Below are 18,122 nucleotides of genomic sequence, written 5' to 3'. Positions count from 1 at the left end.
CGGCGGGGGGCGGGTTCAGTCGGGGGAGAGCCAGTCCAGCCCGGCCAGGCCGGCGATCTCCAGCACCCGGCGCACCTGCCGGGACGGCAGCACGGTCAGCGTCTCCGGGCATCGCTGGGCGAGCCGGACCACGGCGTGGATCGCCGCGGAGTCGAAGAACGTGACCGCCCGCAGGTCGAGGGTGATCCGCCCGGCCGGCTCGCGGAGGGCGGTCTGGAGCATGGTGTCGGCGGTGGCCATGTCGACCTCGCCGGAGACCACCACGCGGACGTGGTCGCCGTCGCTCTCCGTCCGGGCGGAGAAGACGGGAGGTGCGCCCCCTAGATCCACGCATGACACCATGGCACAGCGGCAGTGCCTCGGCAACAACCCGGTGGACGACCGTCGTGGTCGGAGTCACCGCGTTCGCCCGCCCCCGCGCGTCAGCGGCGGGAGCGGGGCCGGCGATAGGCTGGCGGCATGACCGTCCGTGCGCCGCTGACCCCAGGCACGCTCTCTCCGCTGCGACCGGTTCCCGGTCACATCGTCCGACCCGAGTACGTGGGCAAGAAGGCCCCGCAGGAATACCGCGGCTCGCATGTGCAGACGCCGGAGACCATCGAGCGGATGCGGGTCGCCAGCCGGCTCGCCGCCCAGGCCACGCAACTCGCCGGCGAGCACTGCAAGCCCGGGGTGGCCACCGACGAGATCGACAGGGTGGTGCACGAGTTCCTCTGCGACCACGGCGCCTACCCGTCGACGTTGGGCTACAAGGGCTTCCCGAAGTCCTGCTGCACCAGCCTCAACGAGGTGATCTGCCACGGCATCCCGGACTCCACCGTCCTGCAGGACGGCGACATCATCAACGTCGACGTCACCGCGTACATCGGCGGGGTGCACGGCGACACCAACGCCACGTTCTGCGTGGGCGAGGTCAGCGAGGAGGCCCGGCTGCTGGTCGAGCGGACCCACGAGGCGATGATGCGCGGGATCAAGGCCGTCGCCCCGGGCCGGCAGATCAACGTGATCGGCCGGGTCATCCAGTCGTACGCCAAGCGGTTCGGCTACGGCGTCGTCCGCGACTTCACCGGCCACGGCATCGGGGAGTCGTTCCACAGCGGGCTGTACGTGCCGCACTACGACACCACCCGGCCGACCGACGTGATGGAGCCGGGGATGACGTTCACCATCGAGCCGATGATCACCCTCGGCACCTACCAGTACGACATGTGGGACGACGGCTGGACGGTGGTCACCAAGGATCGCAGGTGGACGGCCCAGTTCGAGCACACCATCGTGGTGACCGACGACGGCCGCGAGATCCTGACACTGCCGTGACCGAGACCCCGGCCGCGCTGCGGGAGGCGCACCACGCGGACGTGTCCGGCGGCTGGCTGCGGCCGGCCGTGTTCGGCGCGATGGACGGACTGGTCACCAACATCGCCCTGATCGCGGGCGTCGGCGGCGGCGGGGTGTCGCCGCGCAGCATCGTGCTCACGGGCATCGCCGGCCTGGTCGCGGGCGCCATCTCGATGGGGTTGGGCGAATACACCAGCGTCCGCTCGGCCAACGAGCAGGTCGCCGCCGAGGTGGCCAAGGAGCGGCGGGAGCTGGAACGGCACCCGGAGGCCGAGGCCCGCGAGCTGGCCGACGCCTGGGTGGCCCGCGGCCTGCCCCGCGACCTGGCCACGCAGATGGCCGAGGCGGTGCGGCGCAACCCGGAGGAGGCGCTGCGGGTGCACGTCCGGGAGGAGTTGGGCGTCGACCCGGACGAGCAGCCCAGCCCCTGGGCGGCGGCCGTCTCGTCGTTCCTGTTCTTCTCGGTCGGCGCGCTGATCCCGCTGCTGACGTACCTGTTCGGGGCCACCAGCCTGGGGCTGGCCCTGGCCGTCGGCGGGGTCGGCCTGTTCGCGGCGGGCGCGATCGTGGCCCGGTTCACCCACCGCCGCTGGTGGGTCGGCGGGCTGCGCCAGCTCCTCCTCGGCGCCGCCGCGGCCGCCGCGACGTACGCGGTCGGCGCACTCGTCGGCATCCAGGGCGGCCTGTAGGGATCCCCTGCTCACGGCGCCGGCCCCGGGGGCAGGACCGCGGTTCACGTCCCCGTGAGCAGGTCGTCCACCGTGCCGTCGACGGGGCGGCCCCGGGCGGCCAACTCCTCGGCCTGCCGCTTCAGCACGGCGCCCACCTCGGTCATGTCCGCGCCGGCCAGGCCGGTACGCCGCACGGCGTCCCCCGGATCGCGGAAGTAGGTGCGGCTGAGCAGCCCGCTCACCGTGGCCGCCGCGAGGCGGGCCTCGCCGAGCATCAGCAGCGCCTGGTCCGTCTCGTACCAGGCGGCGAGCCGGGCGGCCCGGGCGTGCGCGGCCCAGCCCCGGTGCCACGACTGCCGGGCGGCGCCGGTGAACTCCGCCGGCCGGGCCCGGGCCAGCGCGCCCAGGTGCTCGTCGCGCAGGGCCCGCAGCCAGCCCGTCGGGTCGTGCAGCGGGCGGGTGGTGACGTACCGGTCGGCCGTCAGCGGCCAGAGCGCGGAGATCGACCGCGCCTGGTCGAGGTAGTCGTCGGCGGCGGCCACGGTCAGCTCGACCAGCACCCCGTCGATCCGGCGGGTCGCCGGGGCCGGCCCCGAGCCGGCCCGGTACGTGGCGACGAGCAGCCCCACCTCGCCGTCCCCGCCGCCGTCGTCGTCGCCGTGGGCCAGCGGGCCGTGCACCGCGACCGCGAGGACGTCGGCGGGAAAGCGTCGCCGGGCGGCGTCGGCGACCCGTTCCGCCACCGACCACCGGGGATCGTCCTGGTACGGGTCCACCGACCACCCCTACCTCGTGTGATCACCTCTACCGCGTGACTTCGCGTTCCACGATAGTCACTCCCGGTCGCTGCTCCCGGCAGCGCCGCGCCCGACCGGCGCCAGCCGGAAGACGCGGCGCCTTCGGCCGCCGAAGAACCGCCAGTCAGTCCAGGCGGCGCTCGACCGCCAGCCGGGAACGGGTGAACAGGGCGGCGCCGAGCATCGCCACCACCGGCACCACCACCAGCACGCCGAGGGTGAGCCAGGGAACCACCAGCGGGTACGGTTCCACCACCGGCCAGGCCGTGGCGTCCCGGCGGTTCAGCGCGGCCAGGATGAGTGCCCCGATGCCCAGCCCGGCCACCACGCCCAGCGCCGAGCCGAGCACGGCGATCACCCCGGCCTGCCAGAGCGAGAGCACCCGGCGCATCCGGGGACTGGCCCCCACGGCGGCCAGGGTGGACACGTCGGCGCGCCCCTCGGCCGCGGCGAGCCCCGTGGCGACGGCCGCGGCGCCGACGGTGATCAGGCCCGAGCCGATCGCGAGCAGCAGCAGGAGCGGACGCTGGCCGCCCGCCCCGGGCCCGCGCTCCACGGCGACGTTCAGCGGGCCGAACGGGCGCAGCGCGGTGGCGAACCGGTTCTGCTGGGCGGGCGTCGGCGCCGCGGCGGTGTCCAGCACGTAGCCGAACTGCTGCGCGGCGAGCCCGAGTCGGGTGGCGGCGGCGGGGGACAGCACGAGCAGGTCGGCGTCCACGGTGCCGCGCAGCGCGTACCCGGGGACGGTCGTGGTGCCGGTCCGGGCCGGCGGCGAGCCGCCCCGCGAGCGTTCGGCGGAGAGGGTGACCCGGCCGTCGAGCACGTACTGCGGGTCGCCGACCACCGCGCCGCCGGCCCGCAGCACGCGCCGCGCGGCGGCCACCTCCTCCGGGCCGGCCCCGGTGAGCCCGGCCAGCGCGTCGCCGCCGTCGACCAGTCGGGGGACCGAGGAGCCGGTGGAGTACCCGCCGGCGGTCAGCCGGGCGCAGCGCGGGTCGGCCCGCGCCCGGTCCCGGGCGGCCGGGTCGCGCGGGACCGCCGTGTGGTACGGGCACACCCGGCCCGGCGGCAGGACCGCGTGGACCTGGCAGTACTCGCCGGGCTCGCGGGGCGCGGCGCAGACCGGGAAGTCGAGCCGGGCGACGCTGTTCGGCGGCAGTTCGGCGGCCGCGAGCGCGGCGACCCGGGGCACGGTCGGCAGCTCCCGCGGCTCGCCCGGGCCGGTCCAGATGACGACGACGTGCCCGTACGGCAGGCCGGGTCGGTAGGTGGCCCGGGTGCGGGCGTCGTCGCTGGCCACGTAGCCGCCGAGGGCCACGCTGCCCGCGACGGCGGCCATCACCGCGGAGATGGCCGGGGCGGCCGACGAGCGGTTGCGGCTGGCGTCGCGCAGCGCGATCCGGGGCGCCAGCGGCAGCCACCGGCCGACCCGGGCGAGCAGCCCGATCAGGGTCGGGGTGGCGAAGACCAGCCCCAGCTCGCCGAGGACCACGCCGGCGAGGAGCACCGGCGGGGTGGTGCTCGCGGCGCCGAGCGCGGCCAGCGCCGCGCCGCCGACGGCCAGCAGGGCCCCGAGCAGTGGCCAGCGCCGCCGGTGCGGGGGCGGGGTCCGCCGCCCGGACAGGCTCGCGACCACGTCCTGCCGCGCGGCGGTCCAGGCCGGCGCGAGCGCCGCGAGCACCCCGGCCAGCACCGCGACCGCGGCGATCGCCGCCAGCGCGGCCGGAAAGACGCGGTACGCCCCGAAGCGCGCCTGGACGACGTACTCCTCGACCAGGGGCCGGGCGGCGAACGCGGCGGCGACGCCCAGCGCGAGCCCGGCGGCGGCCCCGGCGCAGCCCAGCACGACCCCGTCGGCCAGCACGACGCGGCGCAGGTGCGCGGCGTCCCCGCCGGCCACCGCGACCAGCGCGAGGTCCCGGCGTCGGCGGCGGACGCCGACGGCGAACGCCGGACCGACCAGCAGCACCACCTCCAGCAGGCCGAGACCGCCGATCAGCAGGGCGTTGCCGGCTTCCTCCGCGCTCACCGGGACGTCCAGCGCGGGTTCGGCCACCGGGTGCGCCGCCGGGGTGCGGGCGACCACCAGGACCCCGCGCGCGTTGAGCCGGCCGACCAGCCCGGGGTCGGTGTCGTCGGGCAGGTCGACGAGCCAGCTCACCTCGGTCCGCTGGTCGACCGAGGGGGCTGCTGCCGGGGGCAGGGCGACGGCGGCGCGCAGGTCGTCGGCGAACTCCACCTCCCCGACCACCCGCCGCTGGCCGGAGCCGTCGGCGGGGGCGATCCGGTCGCCGACCCGGACGTGCAGCCGGCGCAGCGCGGCCCGGTTCAGCGCCACCTCGTCGGGGCGGGCCGGCACCCGGCCGCGGAGCAGCCGCGCGTGCCCGCGCAGCAGCGGCTCGGCGAGGTCCAGCACGCGGCCGGAGAGCGGCTCGTACCGGTCCCCCACCCGGACCTCGAACGGCACCCACCGGCGCAGCTCGGCGACCCGGCTACCGGCGGGCAGCAGGGCGGTGACCTCCGCGGCGGTGGCCGCGCGGGTACGGCCGGGGAGGCCGTCGCGCGTGGACCAGGTGTCGCCCCAGGCGTCCTGGGTCAGCGGCCCGTCGGCATACCAGCGCAGCTCCGCGTCGGCGGCGCCGAGCAGCCGGTCGACCCGCTCCGCCCGGGTCAGCTCCGACATGTCGTAGCTGACCGCGACGAAGGTCAGCGCCAGCACCGGCAGGGCGATCATCGCCAGCACCAGGGCTGTCCGGCCCCGGGCCCGCCGCGCCTCCCGCCGTGCGATGCGCAGCGCGGCCCGCCACGAGCGCAGCGCCCCCACGATCCGCCGGCCGCGCCCGGGCCGGGCCGCCACGTCCGCCGGCCCTGCTGCGGGCCCGCCGCGCGGGCCGGGCGGGGCGGCGCCCGTCGCCGGCCCCGTGTCGTGGAGCTGCCGGCTCACCGGCCGCTGCCGGCCAGCAACTGCTCGACGCCGGCCAGCGGGGCCGTCGAGTCGACCATGACCCCGTCCCGCAGGAAGACCACCCGGTCGGCCCAGCCGGCGTGCCGCGCCTCGTGGGTGACCAGCACGGCCGCGGCGCCCGCGTCGACGCGGCGGCGCAGCAGGCGCAGCACCGCCTCGCCGGTCTGCGAGTCCAGCGCGCCCGTCGGCTCGTCGGCGAGGACGAGTCGCCGTTCGCCGACCAGCGCGCGGGCGATCGCGACCCGCTGCTGCTGGCCGCCGGACAGCTGGTCGGGGAAGCGCCCGCCCAGCTCGGCCAGGCCCACCTCGCCGAGCGCGGTCCGGGCGGCCCGCCGGGCCTGGCGGAGGCCGACGCCGTCGAGTTCGAGCGGGAGCGCCACGTTCTCGGCGGCGGTGAGGCTGCCCAGCAGGTTGAGGTTCTGGAAAATGTAGCCGATGCGGCGGCGGCGCAGCCGGGCCAGCGCCCGGCGGTCCAGGGCGCCCAGCGGCTGGCCCTCGACGCGGATCTCCCCGCGGGTCGGGGCGTCCAGCCCGCCGGCCAGGGCGAGCAGGGTGGACTTGCCGGAGCCGGAGGGTCCCATCACGGCGACCAGTTCGCCGGGGGCGACGGCGAGGCTGACCCCGCGCAGGGCGTGCACGGCCGCCTCGCCGGTGCCGTGGGTGCGGTGGACGTCGCGTACGTCGAGCACCGCGTCGCCCCGTCCGCTCACCGTCGTGCCCCCTCGCCGTCCCGATCCACCGCCCCCGCCGGGTGCCCCGGGCCGGGCGGCGCCCCGCCCGGCGCCGGCCGGTGCCGGACCAGGCTCGTCTCGCAGTGGTCCAGCCAGCGGATCTCCGCCTCGGCCTGGAACACCATCGCGTCCAGCACCAGCCGCCAGGGCAGGTCCTCGGGGCGGTCGCTGGCGTACTTCAACCGGGTCAACTCCTGCAGCGTTCGCATGGTCGCGGTGCGCTGGGCCTGCACCACAGCGCGCACGTCCACCCCCGGCGTGGTCAGCGCCAGCGCCAGCTTGATCGCGAGCTCGTCGCGCGGCCGGTCGGCGCGGCTCACCGGGGTCGCGAACCACAGCGCCAGGTCCGCCCGGCCGGCGTCGGTGATCTCGTACGGCCGCTGCCCGCCCTCGCTCTCCGGCAGCGGGCGGACCAGCCCGTCCCGCTCCAGGCGGGAGAGGGTGGTGTAGACCTGCCCGATGTTCAGCGGCCAGGTCGAGCCGGTCGACTCCTCGAACGCGGCCCGGAGCTGGTAGCCGTACATCTGGCCGCGTTCGAGCAGCGCGAGCAGGCCGTGGCGGATGGACATGGCTCCGGAGTATGCATACCTGGTATGCCGGCCGCAACCGGAGGCGGGCCGGTGGTCGTGCGGTACGTGGTGTCAGGTGGGGCGGCCCGGGAACGGCACCGTGAGCGGGTTCGTGCCGGCGGTGCGCCGCCACCGGGTGGCCCGGACCGCGCAGTCGGTCAGCGCGGCCAGCGCGCGGTTGCGGTCCGTCCCGGTGGTGTGCGGCAACACCGCGCGCCAGTACGCCGCCGTGCGCGCCTCCACCTCGATCGCGAGCCGCAGCGCGCTCTCCCGGTCGGTGACGGGGAACGGCAGCGCGTACCCGGCCCGGTCGGCGGGGATCTGGCCCCCCGCGGCGCTCAGCTGGAGCACCAACTCGTCGCGGCGGGCCCGGTGCGCGGCCTCGGCCCGGCGGGCTGCCGTCCGGGCGGCGTCGGTGAGCCGTACCCCGATCGGCCCGTACGCGAAGATCGCCGCGTACTCGGCGGAGAGCGCGTCGGCCAGCGCCTGGGCCGGCCCGGACGGTGCCTGTCGCTGCCTCACCGCAACGCCTCCACGTGGGTCGCCCGGGCGGCGGCGATCGAGCCGAGCAGCGCGGCCCGCCCGGCCGGCGCCTCGGCGCAGAGCTTCGCGGCCGTCTCCCGGCCGTGCTGCTCCGCCTCGCGCAGCGCGGCCAGCACCGCCGCCCGGTCGCCGGGGGTGGCGGCGGTGGACGGCGCGGCCGCGGCGGCCGACCGGCGCGTCAGCCTCGCCAGCTCGCCCGCGTGCGCCTCGTGCGCCTCCGCGATCGGCGTCAACAGCTCGGCCAGGTCCGGGTCCGCGGCGAGGGCGGCGCGGTGTCGGGCGGCCAGGTCGCGGGCCTCCGCGGCGAGTGGTTCGAGGGGGTCGGGCCCCGGCGGCGGCCCCTCGTCGCGGTCGAAAAGGTCACACCCGGTCAGCGGCGCGGTGGCGCCGCCGAGGGCCAGCAGCGCGCCGGCCCCCAGCAGCTTTCGCCGGGAATGCCCAGGTACGCGCTCACGTTGCGTCGTTCTGCCGCTCGCCACCCGACAAGTCAACACCATCCGAGCGGAACTGTGGGCGAGAGGCGTCGGTGCGCCGCCCGGTCCCTCGCGCCGCGGCCGCGTTACGCTCTGCGCAGCCACCGGCGTGTCCGCTCCGGTGGCGTGCCGGCATGGCGTCCCGACGGGCGCCGTCGATCACGAAGGGGTGCCCAGATGACGCAGCGTGGCCGTGCCACCAGGCCGACGGGGCCGACCGGGAGACCCCGGCGCGCCGACGGCCCGCGGCGGGGCGACGGCGGCGACCGCATCGGCGGCCCCCGGGGTGACCTCTCCGCCCGCCGCGCCCGGTTGCACGCCGTGATCGAGCCGGTCGTGAACCAGATCGGGTACGACCTGGAGGACCTCTCCGTCTCGCGGGCCGGCCGCCGGCACGTGGTGCGGGTGATCGTGGACGCCGACGGCGGGATCAACCTGGACGCCGTCGCGGACGTCTCCCGGGCGGTCTCCGCCGCCCTCGACGCGGCCGAGGAGTCCGGCGGCGACATCCTGGCCGGCGAGTACCAGTTGGAGGTCAGCTCGCCGGGCGTGGACCGCCCGCTCACCCTGCCCCGGCACTGGCGGCGCAACGTCGGCCGGCTGGTGAAGGTGACCACCCGGGCCGCCCTGCCCGGCCCCCGCGCCGAGCAGGCCACGGGCGACCGGCAGGTCACCGGCCGGGTGGTGGCGGCCGACGGCGAGCGCGTGACACTGGAGACCGAGTCCGGCCGCGCGGAGTGGACGTACGCCGAACTGGGCCCCGGCCGGGTGCAGGTGGAGTTCCACCGCCTCGACGAACTGGGTGACGACGACCTCGGCGACGCCGAGGACCTTGACGACACTGACGACATCGACGACGAAGATGATGTGGAGGACGAGGAGAGGTGAACATCGACCTCGCGGCGCTGCGCGCACTCGAGCGCGAGCGGGAGATCCCGTTCGACACGATCCTCGCGGCGATCGAGACGGCGCTGCTGACCGCGTACCGGCACACCGAGGGTGCGGAGCCGCACGCCCGGGTGGAGATCGACCGTAGGTCCGGCGCGGCCTCCGTCTACGCCCAGGAGTTGGGCGAGGACGGCAGGGTGGCCCGGGAATGGGACGACACCCCGCACGACTTCGGCCGGATCGCGGCCATGACGGCCAAGCAGGTGATCCTCCAGCGGCTGCGGGAGGCCACCGACGAGGTGCACTTCGGCGAGTACGTCGGCCGCGACGGCGACCTGGTCACCGGCGTGGTGCAGGCGCACGAGGCGCGGGCCGAGAAGGGCATCGTGACCGTCGACCTGGGCAAGCTGGAGGGCGTGCTGCCGCAGTCGGAGCAGGTCCCGGGCGAGCGGTACACGCACGGCGAGCGGATCCGCTGCGTCGTGGTGCACGTGGCCAAGGGCATGCGCGGTCCGCAGATCACGTTGTCCCGGTCACACCCCGGGCTGGTGAAGAAGCTCTTCGCCCTGGAGGTTCCGGAGATCGCCGACGGCACCGTCGAGATCGGCGCCATCGCCCGTGAGGCAGGTCACCGGACGAAGATCGCCGTACGCTCCACCGCGCCGGGCGTGAACGCCAAGGGCGCCTGCATCGGCCCGATGGGCCAGCGGGTCCGGGCGGTCATGAGCGAGTTGCACGGCGAGAAGATCGACATCATCGACTGGTCGGACGACCCGGCCACCTTCGTCGGGAACGCGCTGTCGCCGGCCAAGGCCCTGCGGGTCGAGGTCGTCGACCTCGCCACCCGGACGGCCCGGGTGACCGTGCCGGACTTCCAGCTCTCCCTGGCGATCGGCCGGGAGGGCCAGAATGCCCGGCTTGCTGCCCGTCTGACCGGTTGGCGAATCGACATCCGGTCGGATGCGGAGCAGACCGCGACGGCCGCGCGGGGCGGGGCTGATCACGTCCCGGAGCCGGGCGGAGCGATCTCGAGCAGCTAGGGGTAGACTTCTTTCGGTGGTACGACGCGCGCTGCCGGAGCGCATCTGTGTGGGTTGCCGGCGACGTGCGCCGGCCAGGGAACTGCTGCGGATCGTCGCGGTCGGCGACGAGGCTGGTCACAGCCTCAGACCCGATCCGGCCCGCAGGCTGCCGGGTCGGGGAGCGAACATGCACCCGGATCCGGCCTGCTTCGCGCTGGCACTGCGGCGTCGTGCCTTCGGGCGCGCGTTGCGCGTCACCGGGGTCGTCGACCACGGTGAGCTGGCCGAGCATCTCGATGCGCCAACCACTACGTCCGGTCAGCCCGACCGGGCGAGGGTCGCTAGCAAGGTAGGACGACCGACATGAGCACACGATGAAGTCGCAGAAATGACCAGGCTTCAAGTGCACGAGTGAGGTCGCTGCGGGTGCTGCCCGCACGACCTCGGAGTGAGGAGTGCAGTGGCAGGTAAGGCCCGCGTACACGAGCTTGCTAAGGAGCTCGGGGTCGAAAGCAAGACCGTTCTCGCCAAGCTGAAGGAAATGGGCGAGTTCGTGAAGTCCGCGTCCAGCACCGTCGAGGCGCCCGTCGCCCGCCGGCTGCGCAACGCATTCGTCGCCTCCGCCGGTTCCGCGGCGCCGGCCGCCCCGCCGGCGGCCGCCCCGGCTCCGACGCCGACCCCGACGCCGTCTCCGACCCCGGGTGCCCCCCGGATCTCGGCGAAGCCGATGCCGCCACGGCGGCCCGGCCCGCCGACCCCCGGGCCGAAGCCCAAGGGGCCGGTCCCCGGCCCGCCGCAGGTGGCGACCCCGGTCGCCAAGCCGGCGAGCGCACACGACATCGAGGTGGCCGCCGCCGAGGCGCGTGCCGCCGCGCTGAAGGCCGAGCAGGAGGCCGCGGTCAAGGCCGCCCAGGCCGCCCGCCAGCAGCAGCGTGAGACCGTCCGCCGGGAGCCTCCGACCGAGGGGGGTCCCCGCCCCGGGCCGCGTCCGGGCCCGGCTCCGGGCATGATGCCGCCCCGTCCGGGTTCCCCGGCCGCCGGCCGCGGCGGTGGCGCGCCGACCCCGGGCCCCGGCCCGCGTCCGGGCGGTCGTCCGCCGGCGCGCGGCGCCGGTAACAACCCGTTCGGGATCCAGGGTGGCCAGCAGCAGCGGCCCCCGGCCGCGAGTGCCGGCGGCCCCCGGCCCAGCCCGGCGTCGATGCCGCCGCGGCCGAGCCCGGCCTCCATGCCGCCGCGGCCCAGCCCGGCCTCCATGCCGAGCCAGCGCCCCGGTCGCCCCGGTGGCCCCGGCGCGGGTCGCCCCGGTGGCGGCGGCGCCGGTCGTCCCGGTGGTGGCGGCGGCGGTGGTTTCCGCGGCGGTCCCGGTGGCGGCGGTGGCGGCGGCGGTGGTTTCCGCGGCGGTCCCGGTGGCGGCGGTGGCGGCGGCGGTGGCTTCCGCGGCGGTCCCGGTGGCGGCGGCGGTGCCGGCGGTGGCTTCCGTCCGGGCGCCCCGGCCGGTGGCGCCGGTCGTCCGGGTGGCGGCGGTCGTGGCCGTGGCGGCGGTGCCGCGGGCGCCTTCGGGCGTCCGGGTGGCAAGCCGACCCGTGGCCGCAAGTCCAAGAAGCAGCGCAGACAGGAGTTCGACAACCTGTCGGCCCCGACCATGAGCTCGGGCGCGCCCCGGGGTCAGGGTCAGGTCGTCCGGCTGTCCCGTGGCGCCTCGCTGTCGGACTTCGCCGACAAGATCAACGCCAACCCGGGTTCGCTGGTCCAGGAGATGTTCAACCTGGGCGAGATGGTCACGGCGACCCAGTCCTGCTCCGACGACACCCTGCTGCTGCTGGGTGAGCACCTCGGCTTCGACGTGCAGATCGTCAGCCCGGAGGACGAGGACCGCGAGCTGCTCGCGCAGTTCAACATCGACCTCGACGCGGAGGTGTCGGAGGACCGCCTGGTCAGCCGTGCGCCGGTGGTGACCGTCATGGGTCACGTCGACCACGGTAAGACCAAGCTGCTCGACGCGATCCGCAAGGCGAACGTCGTGGCCGGCGAGGCGGGTGGCATCACCCAGCACATCGGCGCCTACCAGGTCCGCGTCCCGCACGAGGGCGAGGACCGGGCGGTGACCTTCATCGACACCCCGGGTCACGAGGCATTCACCGCCATGCGTGCCCGTGGCGCCCAGGTGACGGACATCGTGGTGCTGGTGGTCGCGGCCGACGACGGCGTGATGCCGCAGACGATCGAGGCGTTGAACCACGCCAAGGCGGCCGACGTGCCGATCGTGGTGGCGGTCAACAAGGTCGACAAGCCGGAGGCCAACCCGGACAAGGTCCGCCAGCAGCTGACCGAGTACGGCCTGGTCGCCGAGGAGTACGGCGGCGACACCATGTTCGTCAACGTGGCGGCCAAGCCGGGCATCGGCATCGACGACCTCCTGGAGGCCGTGCTGCTCACCGCCGACGCGTCGCTGGAGCTGACCGCTCCGATCGACGGGCCGGCGCAGGGTGTGGCCATCGAGGCGCACCTGGACAAGGGCCGCGGTGCGGTGGCGACGGTGCTGGTGCAGAAGGGCACCCTGCGGGCGGGCGACTCGATCGTCGCCGGCGGGGCGCACGGCCGGGTCCGGGCGATGCTCGACGAGAACGGCAACCAGGTCGCCGAGGCGGGCCCGTCCCGTCCGGTGCTGGTGCTCGGTCTCACCGCGGTCCCCGGGGCGGGCGACACCTTCCTCGCGGCCGAGGACGACCGCACGGTGCGCCAGATCGCCGAGCAGCGGCAGGCGCGGCGGCGGGCGGCGGCGTTCGCCAACTCCCGTGGCCGGGCCACCCTCGAGACGCTCATGGAGCAGCTCAAGGAGGGCGAGAAGACCTCGCTCAACCTGGTGCTCAAGGGCGACGTCTCCGGTTCCGTGGAGGCCCTCGAGGACGCCCTGTTCAACCTCGACATCCCGGAGGAGGTCCAGCTCAGGATCATCCACCGGGGCGTGGGCGCGATCACCGAGAGCGACGTCATGCTCGCGAGCGCCTCGTCCGAGGCGGTCACGATCATCGGCTTCAACGTGCGGGCCGCCAACAAGGTCCGCGAGGTGGCCGACCGCGAGGGCGTGGAGATCCGGTACTACACCGTCATCTACCAGGCCATCGAGGAGATCGACGCCGCGCTCAAGGGCCTGCTCAAGCCGGAGTACGAGGAGGTCGAGCTCGGCACCGCGGAGATCCGCGACGTCTTCCGCTCGTCCAAGATCGGCAACATCTCCGGCTGCATCGTCCGGTCCGGCATCATCCGCCGCAACGCCAAGGCGCGGCTGCTGCGGGACGGGGCGGTCGTGGCGGACAACCTCACGATCAGCTCCCTCAAGCGGTTCAAGGACGACGCGACGGAGGTCCGCGAGGGCTTCGAGTGCGGTCTGACCCTGGGCGGGTTCAACAACGTCCAGGTCGGCGACGTGATCGAGACCTTCGAGATGCGGGAGAAGCCGCGCGCCTGACGCGTCCGACACCCTGATCGAGGGGTTTACGCCCGAAAGGCGTAAACCCCTTGATCATGCGGGGGGAGCTGCGGGTATCGTCCGGGGCGATGTTCACCGGAACCGCGGTCTTCGACCTGCTGCTGCCGGGCGACTCCCGGTCGCTCAAGGCCAAGAGATCATACGTACGGCCGATCGTGGCGGCGCTGCGCCGCTTCGAGGTGTCGGCCGCCGAAGTGGGAGCGCTCGACCTGCACGGTCGGGCGCAGATAGCCGTGGCCGTGGTGGCCGCGGAGGGCGCGCACGTGCGCGAGGTGCTCGACTCCTGCGAGCGCCTGGTGGCGGGCCGCCCCGAGATCGAGCTGCTGTCGGTCCGCCAGCGCCTCTACGGCGAGGAGGACTGACGGCGGCCGCACCCTGGACGCGTCGAAGCTCGTGGCGGCGCGTCGCACCGGCGGTGCCGGGCGGACCCGCGGCCGGTCCGGCCACGCGGGTAGTGTCAGAAGTTGTTGGCCGGTCGGATCGCCGGTGGCTTCCCGCGCCGCCGATCCGGTCGGGAACGGGACGCCGTGGAGGTGGGCGAGATGACGGATCCGGCCAGGGTACGCCGGCACGCGGAGCGGATTCGCGAACTGGTCGCGTCGGTGGTGCGGAGCCAGATCAAGGACCCCCGGCTCGGCATGATCACCATCACCGATGCGCGGATCACCGCCGACCTGCGGGACGCGACGGTCTTCTACACGGTGCTCGGCGACGCGGCGGCCCAGTCCAGCACCGCGGCGGCGCTGGAGAGCGCCAAGGGCATGCTGCGCAGCACGGTCGGCAAGGCCCTCGGGCTGCGGCACTCGCCGACCCTGACGTTCGTGCTCGACGACGTCCAGGACCAGGTCAAGCACATCGACGACCTGCTGGCGGCGGCCCGCACCGCCGACGCCGAGGTGCAGCGCCTGGCCGCCGGCGCCCAGTACGCCGGCGAGGCCCAGCCGTACCGGCTGGACGAGGAGGCCGACGAGGACTCCGAGGACTCCGACGACGAGGACTCCGACGACGAGGACGCCCCGCGCGGCGCGGGCCGGCCGTGACCGGCGCCCCGGTCGAGGCCGACTGGGCGGCGGCCGTCGCGGCGGTCCGCGACCTGCCGGCCGACGCCCGGGTCCAGCTGATCTGCCACGTCAACCCGGACGGGGACGCGCTGGGCAGCATGCTCGGCTTCGGGCTGGGCCTGCGCCAACTCGGCGTACGCCGGCTGCGGGCGACGTTCCCCGGCCCGTCCGAGGTGCCCGAGCCGTTCCGCGCCCTGCCCGGGCTCGACCTGCTGGTGCCCGAGGAGGAGGCGTACCCGGCGCCGGAGCTGGTCGTCTGCTTCGACGCGGCAAGTGAGTCGCGGCTCGGCGCGCTGGTCGACCGGCTGGACACCGCCGGCTGCGCCCTGGTGCTGGACCACCACGCCTCGAACACCCGGTTCGGCGGGATCAACCTCGTCGACCCACACGCCGCGGCGACGTCGGTGGTCGCCGAGGAGCTGCTGACCCGCCTCGGGGTGAGCCTGGACGCGGCGATCGCGGAGTGCCTCTACGTCGCTCTGACCACCGACACCGGGTCGTTCCGGTTCGAGGCGACCACCCCGGCGGTGCACGAGCTGGCGGCCCGGCTGCTGGCCACCGGCATCCGGCCCGGCGACATCTCCCGGCGGGTCTTCGACACCCGCCCCTTCGGCGCGGTGCGGCTCTTCGGCGAGGCGCTCGGGCGAGCCCGGCTGGAGCCGGAGGCGGCCGGCGGCCGCGGGCTGGTGTGGACGTACGCGACGCTCGACGACCTGGCGCGGCACGGCCAGCGGCCGTACGTGTTGGAGGCCCTGATCGACTCGGTGCGCTGCACCGCCGAGGCGGACGTGAGCTGCGTGGTGAAGCAGGTCCGCCCGGGGGAGTGGGCGGTCTCGATGCGCAGCAAGGGCGCGGTGGACGTCAGCCGGGTGGCGGTCGCACTCGGCGGCGGAGGTCACCGGTTCGCGGCCGGATTCACCGGCCACGGCAGCGTCGACGAGGTGGTGGCGGGCATCCGGGCCGAGCTGGACAAGGCGCTGATCGGGGCGTAGATCAGGGCAGACTCCGGGCCGTACCGGTCTTTCCGCGCTCGGTGACGGCGAGGAGAATCGGGGGATGGAGCACCCCCACGAGCTCGCCGCGACGGAGTCCCGGGCGTGGGACCGCCCCGTGGTCTCCGTGCCGGTGCTGGTCTGTCTCTCCCTGGTCGGCGGGCAGCTGCCCTCGTTCTCCACCTCCGCCAACCTCTACACCCTCGGCACCGGGGGCGCGCTGATCTGGCTCGGCCTGGGCAACCGGGTGCCGCGCCGGCCCGCGCCGCGCCGGCTGGGGCCGGGGGCCGTCTGGTGGGTCCTCCCGGTCGCCGTCTTCGGCATCCTCGAGGGCGCCACCTTCGTCCTGGCGACCGGTGACGACTTCCCGACCTTCTCCCGGCTGGCCGATCCGCTGCTGGAGGACGAGCTGGTCCGCTCCGCCGCCTGGTTCGCCTGGCTCGCCGCGTTCTGGGGACTGGTCCGGCGATGATGCGCGCGCTCGCCATAACCGGCTTCCTCACCGCGCTGGCCCTCTTCGCCGCCGTCGAGTGGGCGTCCCGCCGAGAGGGTTCCCGCGTGCCGTCGCTGGCCGACGTCTGCGCCTACGTCATGCGGTACGAGGTCGGCCCGGTCCCGGTCGGCCGGATCGGCCTGTTCGGGTTCTGGTGGTGGCTGGGGTGGCACTTCCTGGCCCGCTGACCGCCGCACGCGAAGCCCACGACGGCCGGAAGCCGTCCACGGATGGGTCCAGATTCCGGGAACAGTGGGCGGTACGTGAACCTGAACGATAGCTTGGGTATCGATCGTCGCCGCGGTGTAGTGGCGCGGTCGCGGGTGGTCACGCCACACCCGGCGATACCCCCCTCCAGGGTCGGACCGACCCGGGCTCACGCTGCCCAAACCGGCCGCTCCGGCGATCCCGGACCGCCCCGGGGCAGTCAGCACGAATGCCCGCCGGGTCACCGTTTGGTGGCCCGCGCCCCTGGAAGGAACGTCCATGCCGAGCAAGCCCAAGCCCGAGACCACCGACGAGGCGCGCGAGCAGGCCCGCCGTGCGCTGCAGACGTCGATGGACACCCGTCAGTGACCCAGGCCGACCGGCGGTGATGTCGCCGACGCCCGACGCCGACCTCCGACGCCCGGTTCGGAAACTGGCGCTCGACGCCGCTGGCGTCACCGCCCGACCGGTCCCCGCTGCCCCGCAGCCCCTGATCCGCCGGCTCCCCTGATCCGCCCGGTCCGAGCATCCGCCCGGTCCGAGCATCCGCCCGGTCCGAGCATCCGCCCGGTCCGAGCATCCGCCCGGTCCGAGCATCCGCCGGCAGTTGACCCGCCCGGTTGGCTGAACCGCTGAATCGCCGGTCCGAGAATCCGCCGACTCGCCGGCTCCGCCGGCCGCTGACCCGATCGTCCCGCGAAACGTGCTTTCCGTCCCGGGGTGGCCCGGGTTAGCGTCCATCCGTGCAACGCGTCCTGATCGTCGGCAGCGCGGGCGCTGGCAAGAGCACCCTGGCCCGTGAGGTCGCCCGCCGGCTCGGCCTCCCGGTGGTGCACCTGGACCGACACTACTGGCGGCCCGGCTGGACCGTACCCGACGAGACGCGCTGGCGGGAGACCGTGGCGGCGCTCGCCGCCGCTCCCGCCTGGGTGCTGGATGGCAACTACGGCACCACCCTCGACCTGCGGCTGCCCCGCGCCGACCTGCTCGTCCTGGTGGACCTGCCCTGGCCCCTCTGTCTCGCCCGGGTCGTCCGCCGCCGCTGGGATCCGCGCGCGGCGGGCCGGGCGGACCTGCCCGCCGGCTGCCCCGAGCGCCTCGACCTCGACTTCCTCGGCTATGTCCGGCGCTATCCCCGGGTGTCCCGGCCCCGGGTGTTCGCCGCGCGCGCCGCCCACGCGCCGGAACTGCCGCTGGTCCGGCTGCGCAGCCGCGCCGAGGTCCGCCGGTGGCTGGCCCGCCTGCCCACCTTCTGAGCGCCCCGCACCCCGCGCCCCGCGCCGTCCCTTCCCGCCCTGTTCGCTACGTATCCCAGCCGTTCCCGGGCCCTGTGTCGGTGGGGGACGAACGCCGCGGGTACCGGGGCCGGTTGAATTTTTTGCCCGAAGTGAACCCGTCGCTGCGGCCCGGCCGTGAGATAGCAGGGGGGTGAGGGGATGAGTATGTTGTGCGACGAGGAACTGCGGGCCGAGATGCGGGCGGCGTCATGAGTGAAATGACGCCCTTGAACGAGGGTGCCCTGGCGCAGCGGGTGGAGTTGCTGGGTGTCCCACCGGTACAAGATCCATGCCTGACGGATGAGGCTGCGGATGGTGACGATGGCGTCGGCGAGGTCGACGTGAGCGTTGGCCACGTCTTCTTTGCGTTCGTAGCAGTGTTGTAGCCGGTTGAAGGCGTTGTGCCAGGCGTTCGTGCGCTCGGTGTGCCACCGCCGGGTGGCCTGGACCGGGGCTTCGACGCCCTTGCGGGCGATCCCGCCGGTCGGCCTGCGGGCGGTGAGCAGGGCCTCCATCACCGTATCGGGGTCAACCCGGAGGAGACCGGCCTTCATTTGGTTCCGGGCATGAGCGGCGGTCAGCGCGGCTGATCCGGGGCGGGGAAG

The 18,122-nt window shown here is 75.0% G+C and carries 18 protein-coding genes and 3 pseudogenes; 13 read left to right on the top strand and 8 right to left on the bottom strand.

Annotation, left to right across the window (positions count from 1 at the left end; translation table 11 throughout):
• Positions 1–15: 15 nt before the first annotated feature.
• On the bottom strand, positions 16–330 hold the full coding sequence (locus ABGB16_RS24820) for an STAS domain-containing protein (protein WP_347670496.1): 315 nt from the start codon (positions 328–330) through the stop codon (positions 16–18).
• A 129-nt stretch (positions 331–459) separates the two neighbouring features.
• Here ABGB16_RS24820 and map point away from each other — a divergent pair, with 129 nt between their 5' ends.
• The gene (map, locus tag ABGB16_RS24815) at positions 460–1,317 is read left to right on the top strand and encodes a type I methionyl aminopeptidase (RefSeq protein WP_347670495.1); all 858 of its coding nucleotides are present in this window, start codon (positions 460–462) and stop codon (positions 1,315–1,317) included.
• Positions 1,314–2,027 carry a VIT1/CCC1 transporter family protein gene (locus tag ABGB16_RS24810; protein WP_347670494.1) on the top strand — a complete coding sequence of 238 codons (714 nt, stop codon included), beginning with the start codon at positions 1,314–1,316 and terminating at the stop codon, positions 2,025–2,027. The genes map and ABGB16_RS24810 overlap by 4 nt, the downstream gene beginning before the upstream one ends.
• 44 nt (positions 2,028–2,071) lie before the next feature.
• Here ABGB16_RS24810 and ABGB16_RS24805 read toward each other — a convergent pair whose 3' ends face one another.
• The 6 genes from ABGB16_RS24805 to ABGB16_RS24780 form a co-directional block, all read right to left on the bottom strand.
• Positions 2,072–2,785 carry a nucleotidyltransferase domain-containing protein gene (locus ABGB16_RS24805; protein WP_347670493.1) on the bottom strand — a complete coding sequence of 238 codons (714 nt, stop codon included), beginning with the start codon at positions 2,783–2,785 and terminating at the stop codon, positions 2,072–2,074.
• A 145-nt stretch (positions 2,786–2,930) separates the two neighbouring features.
• A complete protein-coding gene (locus ABGB16_RS24800; protein WP_347670492.1) occupies positions 2,931–5,750 on the bottom strand; it encodes an ABC transporter permease in 2,820 nt (939 codons plus the stop codon).
• Positions 5,747–6,481, bottom strand: a complete 735-nt coding sequence (locus tag ABGB16_RS24795) for an ABC transporter ATP-binding protein (RefSeq protein WP_347670491.1) — start codon at positions 6,479–6,481, stop codon at positions 5,747–5,749. The genes ABGB16_RS24800 and ABGB16_RS24795 overlap by 4 nt, the downstream gene beginning before the upstream one ends.
• Complete coding sequence (locus ABGB16_RS24790; RefSeq protein WP_347670490.1) at positions 6,478–7,071, bottom strand: PadR family transcriptional regulator; 594 nt, start codon at positions 7,069–7,071, stop codon at positions 6,478–6,480. Before ABGB16_RS24790 ends, ABGB16_RS24795 begins: the two co-directional genes overlap by 4 nt.
• Positions 7,072–7,143: 72 nt before the next feature.
• Positions 7,144–7,593 carry a ferritin-like domain-containing protein gene (locus ABGB16_RS24785; RefSeq protein WP_347670489.1) on the bottom strand — a complete coding sequence of 150 codons (450 nt, stop codon included), beginning with the start codon at positions 7,591–7,593 and terminating at the stop codon, positions 7,144–7,146.
• The gene (locus tag ABGB16_RS24780; RefSeq protein ID WP_347670514.1) at positions 7,590–8,036 is read right to left on the bottom strand and encodes a hypothetical protein; all 447 of its coding nucleotides are present in this window, start codon (positions 8,034–8,036) and stop codon (positions 7,590–7,592) included. Before ABGB16_RS24780 ends, ABGB16_RS24785 begins: the two co-directional genes overlap by 4 nt.
• A gap of 228 nt (positions 8,037–8,264) precedes the next feature.
• On the opposite strand from ABGB16_RS24780, the gene rimP reads away from it, so the two are divergent.
• The 11 genes and pseudogenes from rimP (at position 8,265) to ABGB16_RS24725 (ending at position 17,496) form a co-directional block, all read left to right on the top strand.
• Positions 8,265–8,975 (top strand): ribosome maturation factor RimP, encoded by a 711-nt coding sequence (gene rimP, locus ABGB16_RS24775; RefSeq protein WP_347670488.1) that lies wholly within the window; start codon positions 8,265–8,267, stop codon positions 8,973–8,975.
• The gene (gene nusA, locus ABGB16_RS24770; RefSeq protein ID WP_347670487.1) at positions 8,972–10,015 is read left to right on the top strand and encodes a transcription termination factor NusA; all 1,044 of its coding nucleotides are present in this window, start codon (positions 8,972–8,974) and stop codon (positions 10,013–10,015) included. Before rimP ends, nusA begins: the two co-directional genes overlap by 4 nt.
• A 16-nt stretch (positions 10,016–10,031) precedes the next feature.
• A complete protein-coding gene (locus ABGB16_RS24765; RefSeq protein WP_347670486.1) occupies positions 10,032–10,364 on the top strand; it encodes a YlxR family protein in 333 nt (110 codons plus the stop codon).
• 81 nt (positions 10,365–10,445) lie between these two features.
• Positions 10,446–10,598 (top strand): annotated as a pseudogene (locus ABGB16_RS24760) (translation initiation factor IF-2 N-terminal domain-containing protein); the annotation flags it as partial.
• Between the two features lie 804 nt (positions 10,599–11,402).
• Positions 11,403–13,466, top strand: a pseudogene (gene infB / locus ABGB16_RS24755) (translation initiation factor IF-2); the annotation flags it as partial.
• Positions 13,467–13,555: 89 nt separating this feature from the next.
• Positions 13,556–13,849 carry a DUF503 domain-containing protein gene (locus ABGB16_RS24750; RefSeq protein ID WP_347670485.1) on the top strand — a complete coding sequence of 98 codons (294 nt, stop codon included), beginning with the start codon at positions 13,556–13,558 and terminating at the stop codon, positions 13,847–13,849.
• 180 nt (positions 13,850–14,029) lie between these two features.
• Positions 14,030–14,527: a 30S ribosome-binding factor RbfA gene (gene rbfA, locus ABGB16_RS24745; protein ID WP_347670484.1), complete on the top strand. Its 498-nt coding sequence runs from the start codon at positions 14,030–14,032 to the stop codon at positions 14,525–14,527.
• On the top strand, positions 14,524–15,540 hold the full coding sequence (locus tag ABGB16_RS24740) for a bifunctional oligoribonuclease/PAP phosphatase NrnA (protein WP_347670483.1): 1,017 nt from the start codon (positions 14,524–14,526) through the stop codon (positions 15,538–15,540). Before rbfA ends, ABGB16_RS24740 begins: the two co-directional genes overlap by 4 nt.
• A gap of 64 nt (positions 15,541–15,604) precedes the next feature.
• Positions 15,605–16,012, top strand: a complete 408-nt coding sequence (locus ABGB16_RS24735) for a hypothetical protein (protein ID WP_347670482.1) — start codon at positions 15,605–15,607, stop codon at positions 16,010–16,012.
• Entirely contained in the window at positions 16,012–16,221 is a 210-nt protein-coding gene (locus ABGB16_RS24730; protein WP_347670513.1) for a DUF6186 family protein, read from the top strand. The genes ABGB16_RS24735 and ABGB16_RS24730 overlap by 1 nt, the downstream gene beginning before the upstream one ends.
• A gap of 762 nt (positions 16,222–16,983) precedes the next feature.
• A complete protein-coding gene (locus ABGB16_RS24725; protein ID WP_347670481.1) occupies positions 16,984–17,496 on the top strand; it encodes an AAA family ATPase in 513 nt (170 codons plus the stop codon).
• Positions 17,497–17,780: 284 nt separating this feature from the next.
• Here the strand turns inward: ABGB16_RS24725 and ABGB16_RS24720 are convergent.
• Positions 17,781–17,999: pseudogene (locus ABGB16_RS24720) on the bottom strand (IS5/IS1182 family transposase); the annotation flags it as partial.
• Positions 18,000–18,122: the final 123 nt, after the last annotated feature.

This window comes from Micromonospora sp. B11E3 (assembly GCF_039871625.1).
In the GTDB taxonomy this organism is placed as follows: domain Bacteria; phylum Actinomycetota; class Actinomycetes; order Mycobacteriales; family Micromonosporaceae; genus Micromonospora.
The sequence above is the reverse complement of the archived record's forward strand: the minus strand, read 5'-3'. Positions and strand labels throughout refer to the sequence as shown.

Coding starts and splice junctions, on each gene's coding strand:
- ABGB16_RS24790 (WP_347670490.1), bottom strand. CDS start 7,071: ATGTCCATCCGCCACGGCCTGCTCGCGCTGCTCGAACGCGGCCAGATG.
- rimP (WP_347670488.1), top strand. CDS start 8,265: ATGACGCAGCGTGGCCGTGCCACCAGGCCGACGGGGCCGACCGGGAGA.
- ABGB16_RS24730 (WP_347670513.1), top strand. CDS start 16,012: ATGCGCGCGCTCGCCATAACCGGCTTCCTCACCGCGCTGGCCCTCTTC.
- ABGB16_RS24735 (WP_347670482.1), top strand. CDS start 15,605: ATGGAGCACCCCCACGAGCTCGCCGCGACGGAGTCCCGGGCGTGGGAC.
- map (WP_347670495.1), top strand. CDS start 460: ATGACCGTCCGTGCGCCGCTGACCCCAGGCACGCTCTCTCCGCTGCGA.
- ABGB16_RS24750 (WP_347670485.1), top strand. CDS start 13,556: ATGTTCACCGGAACCGCGGTCTTCGACCTGCTGCTGCCGGGCGACTCC.
- rbfA (WP_347670484.1), top strand. CDS start 14,030: ATGACGGATCCGGCCAGGGTACGCCGGCACGCGGAGCGGATTCGCGAA.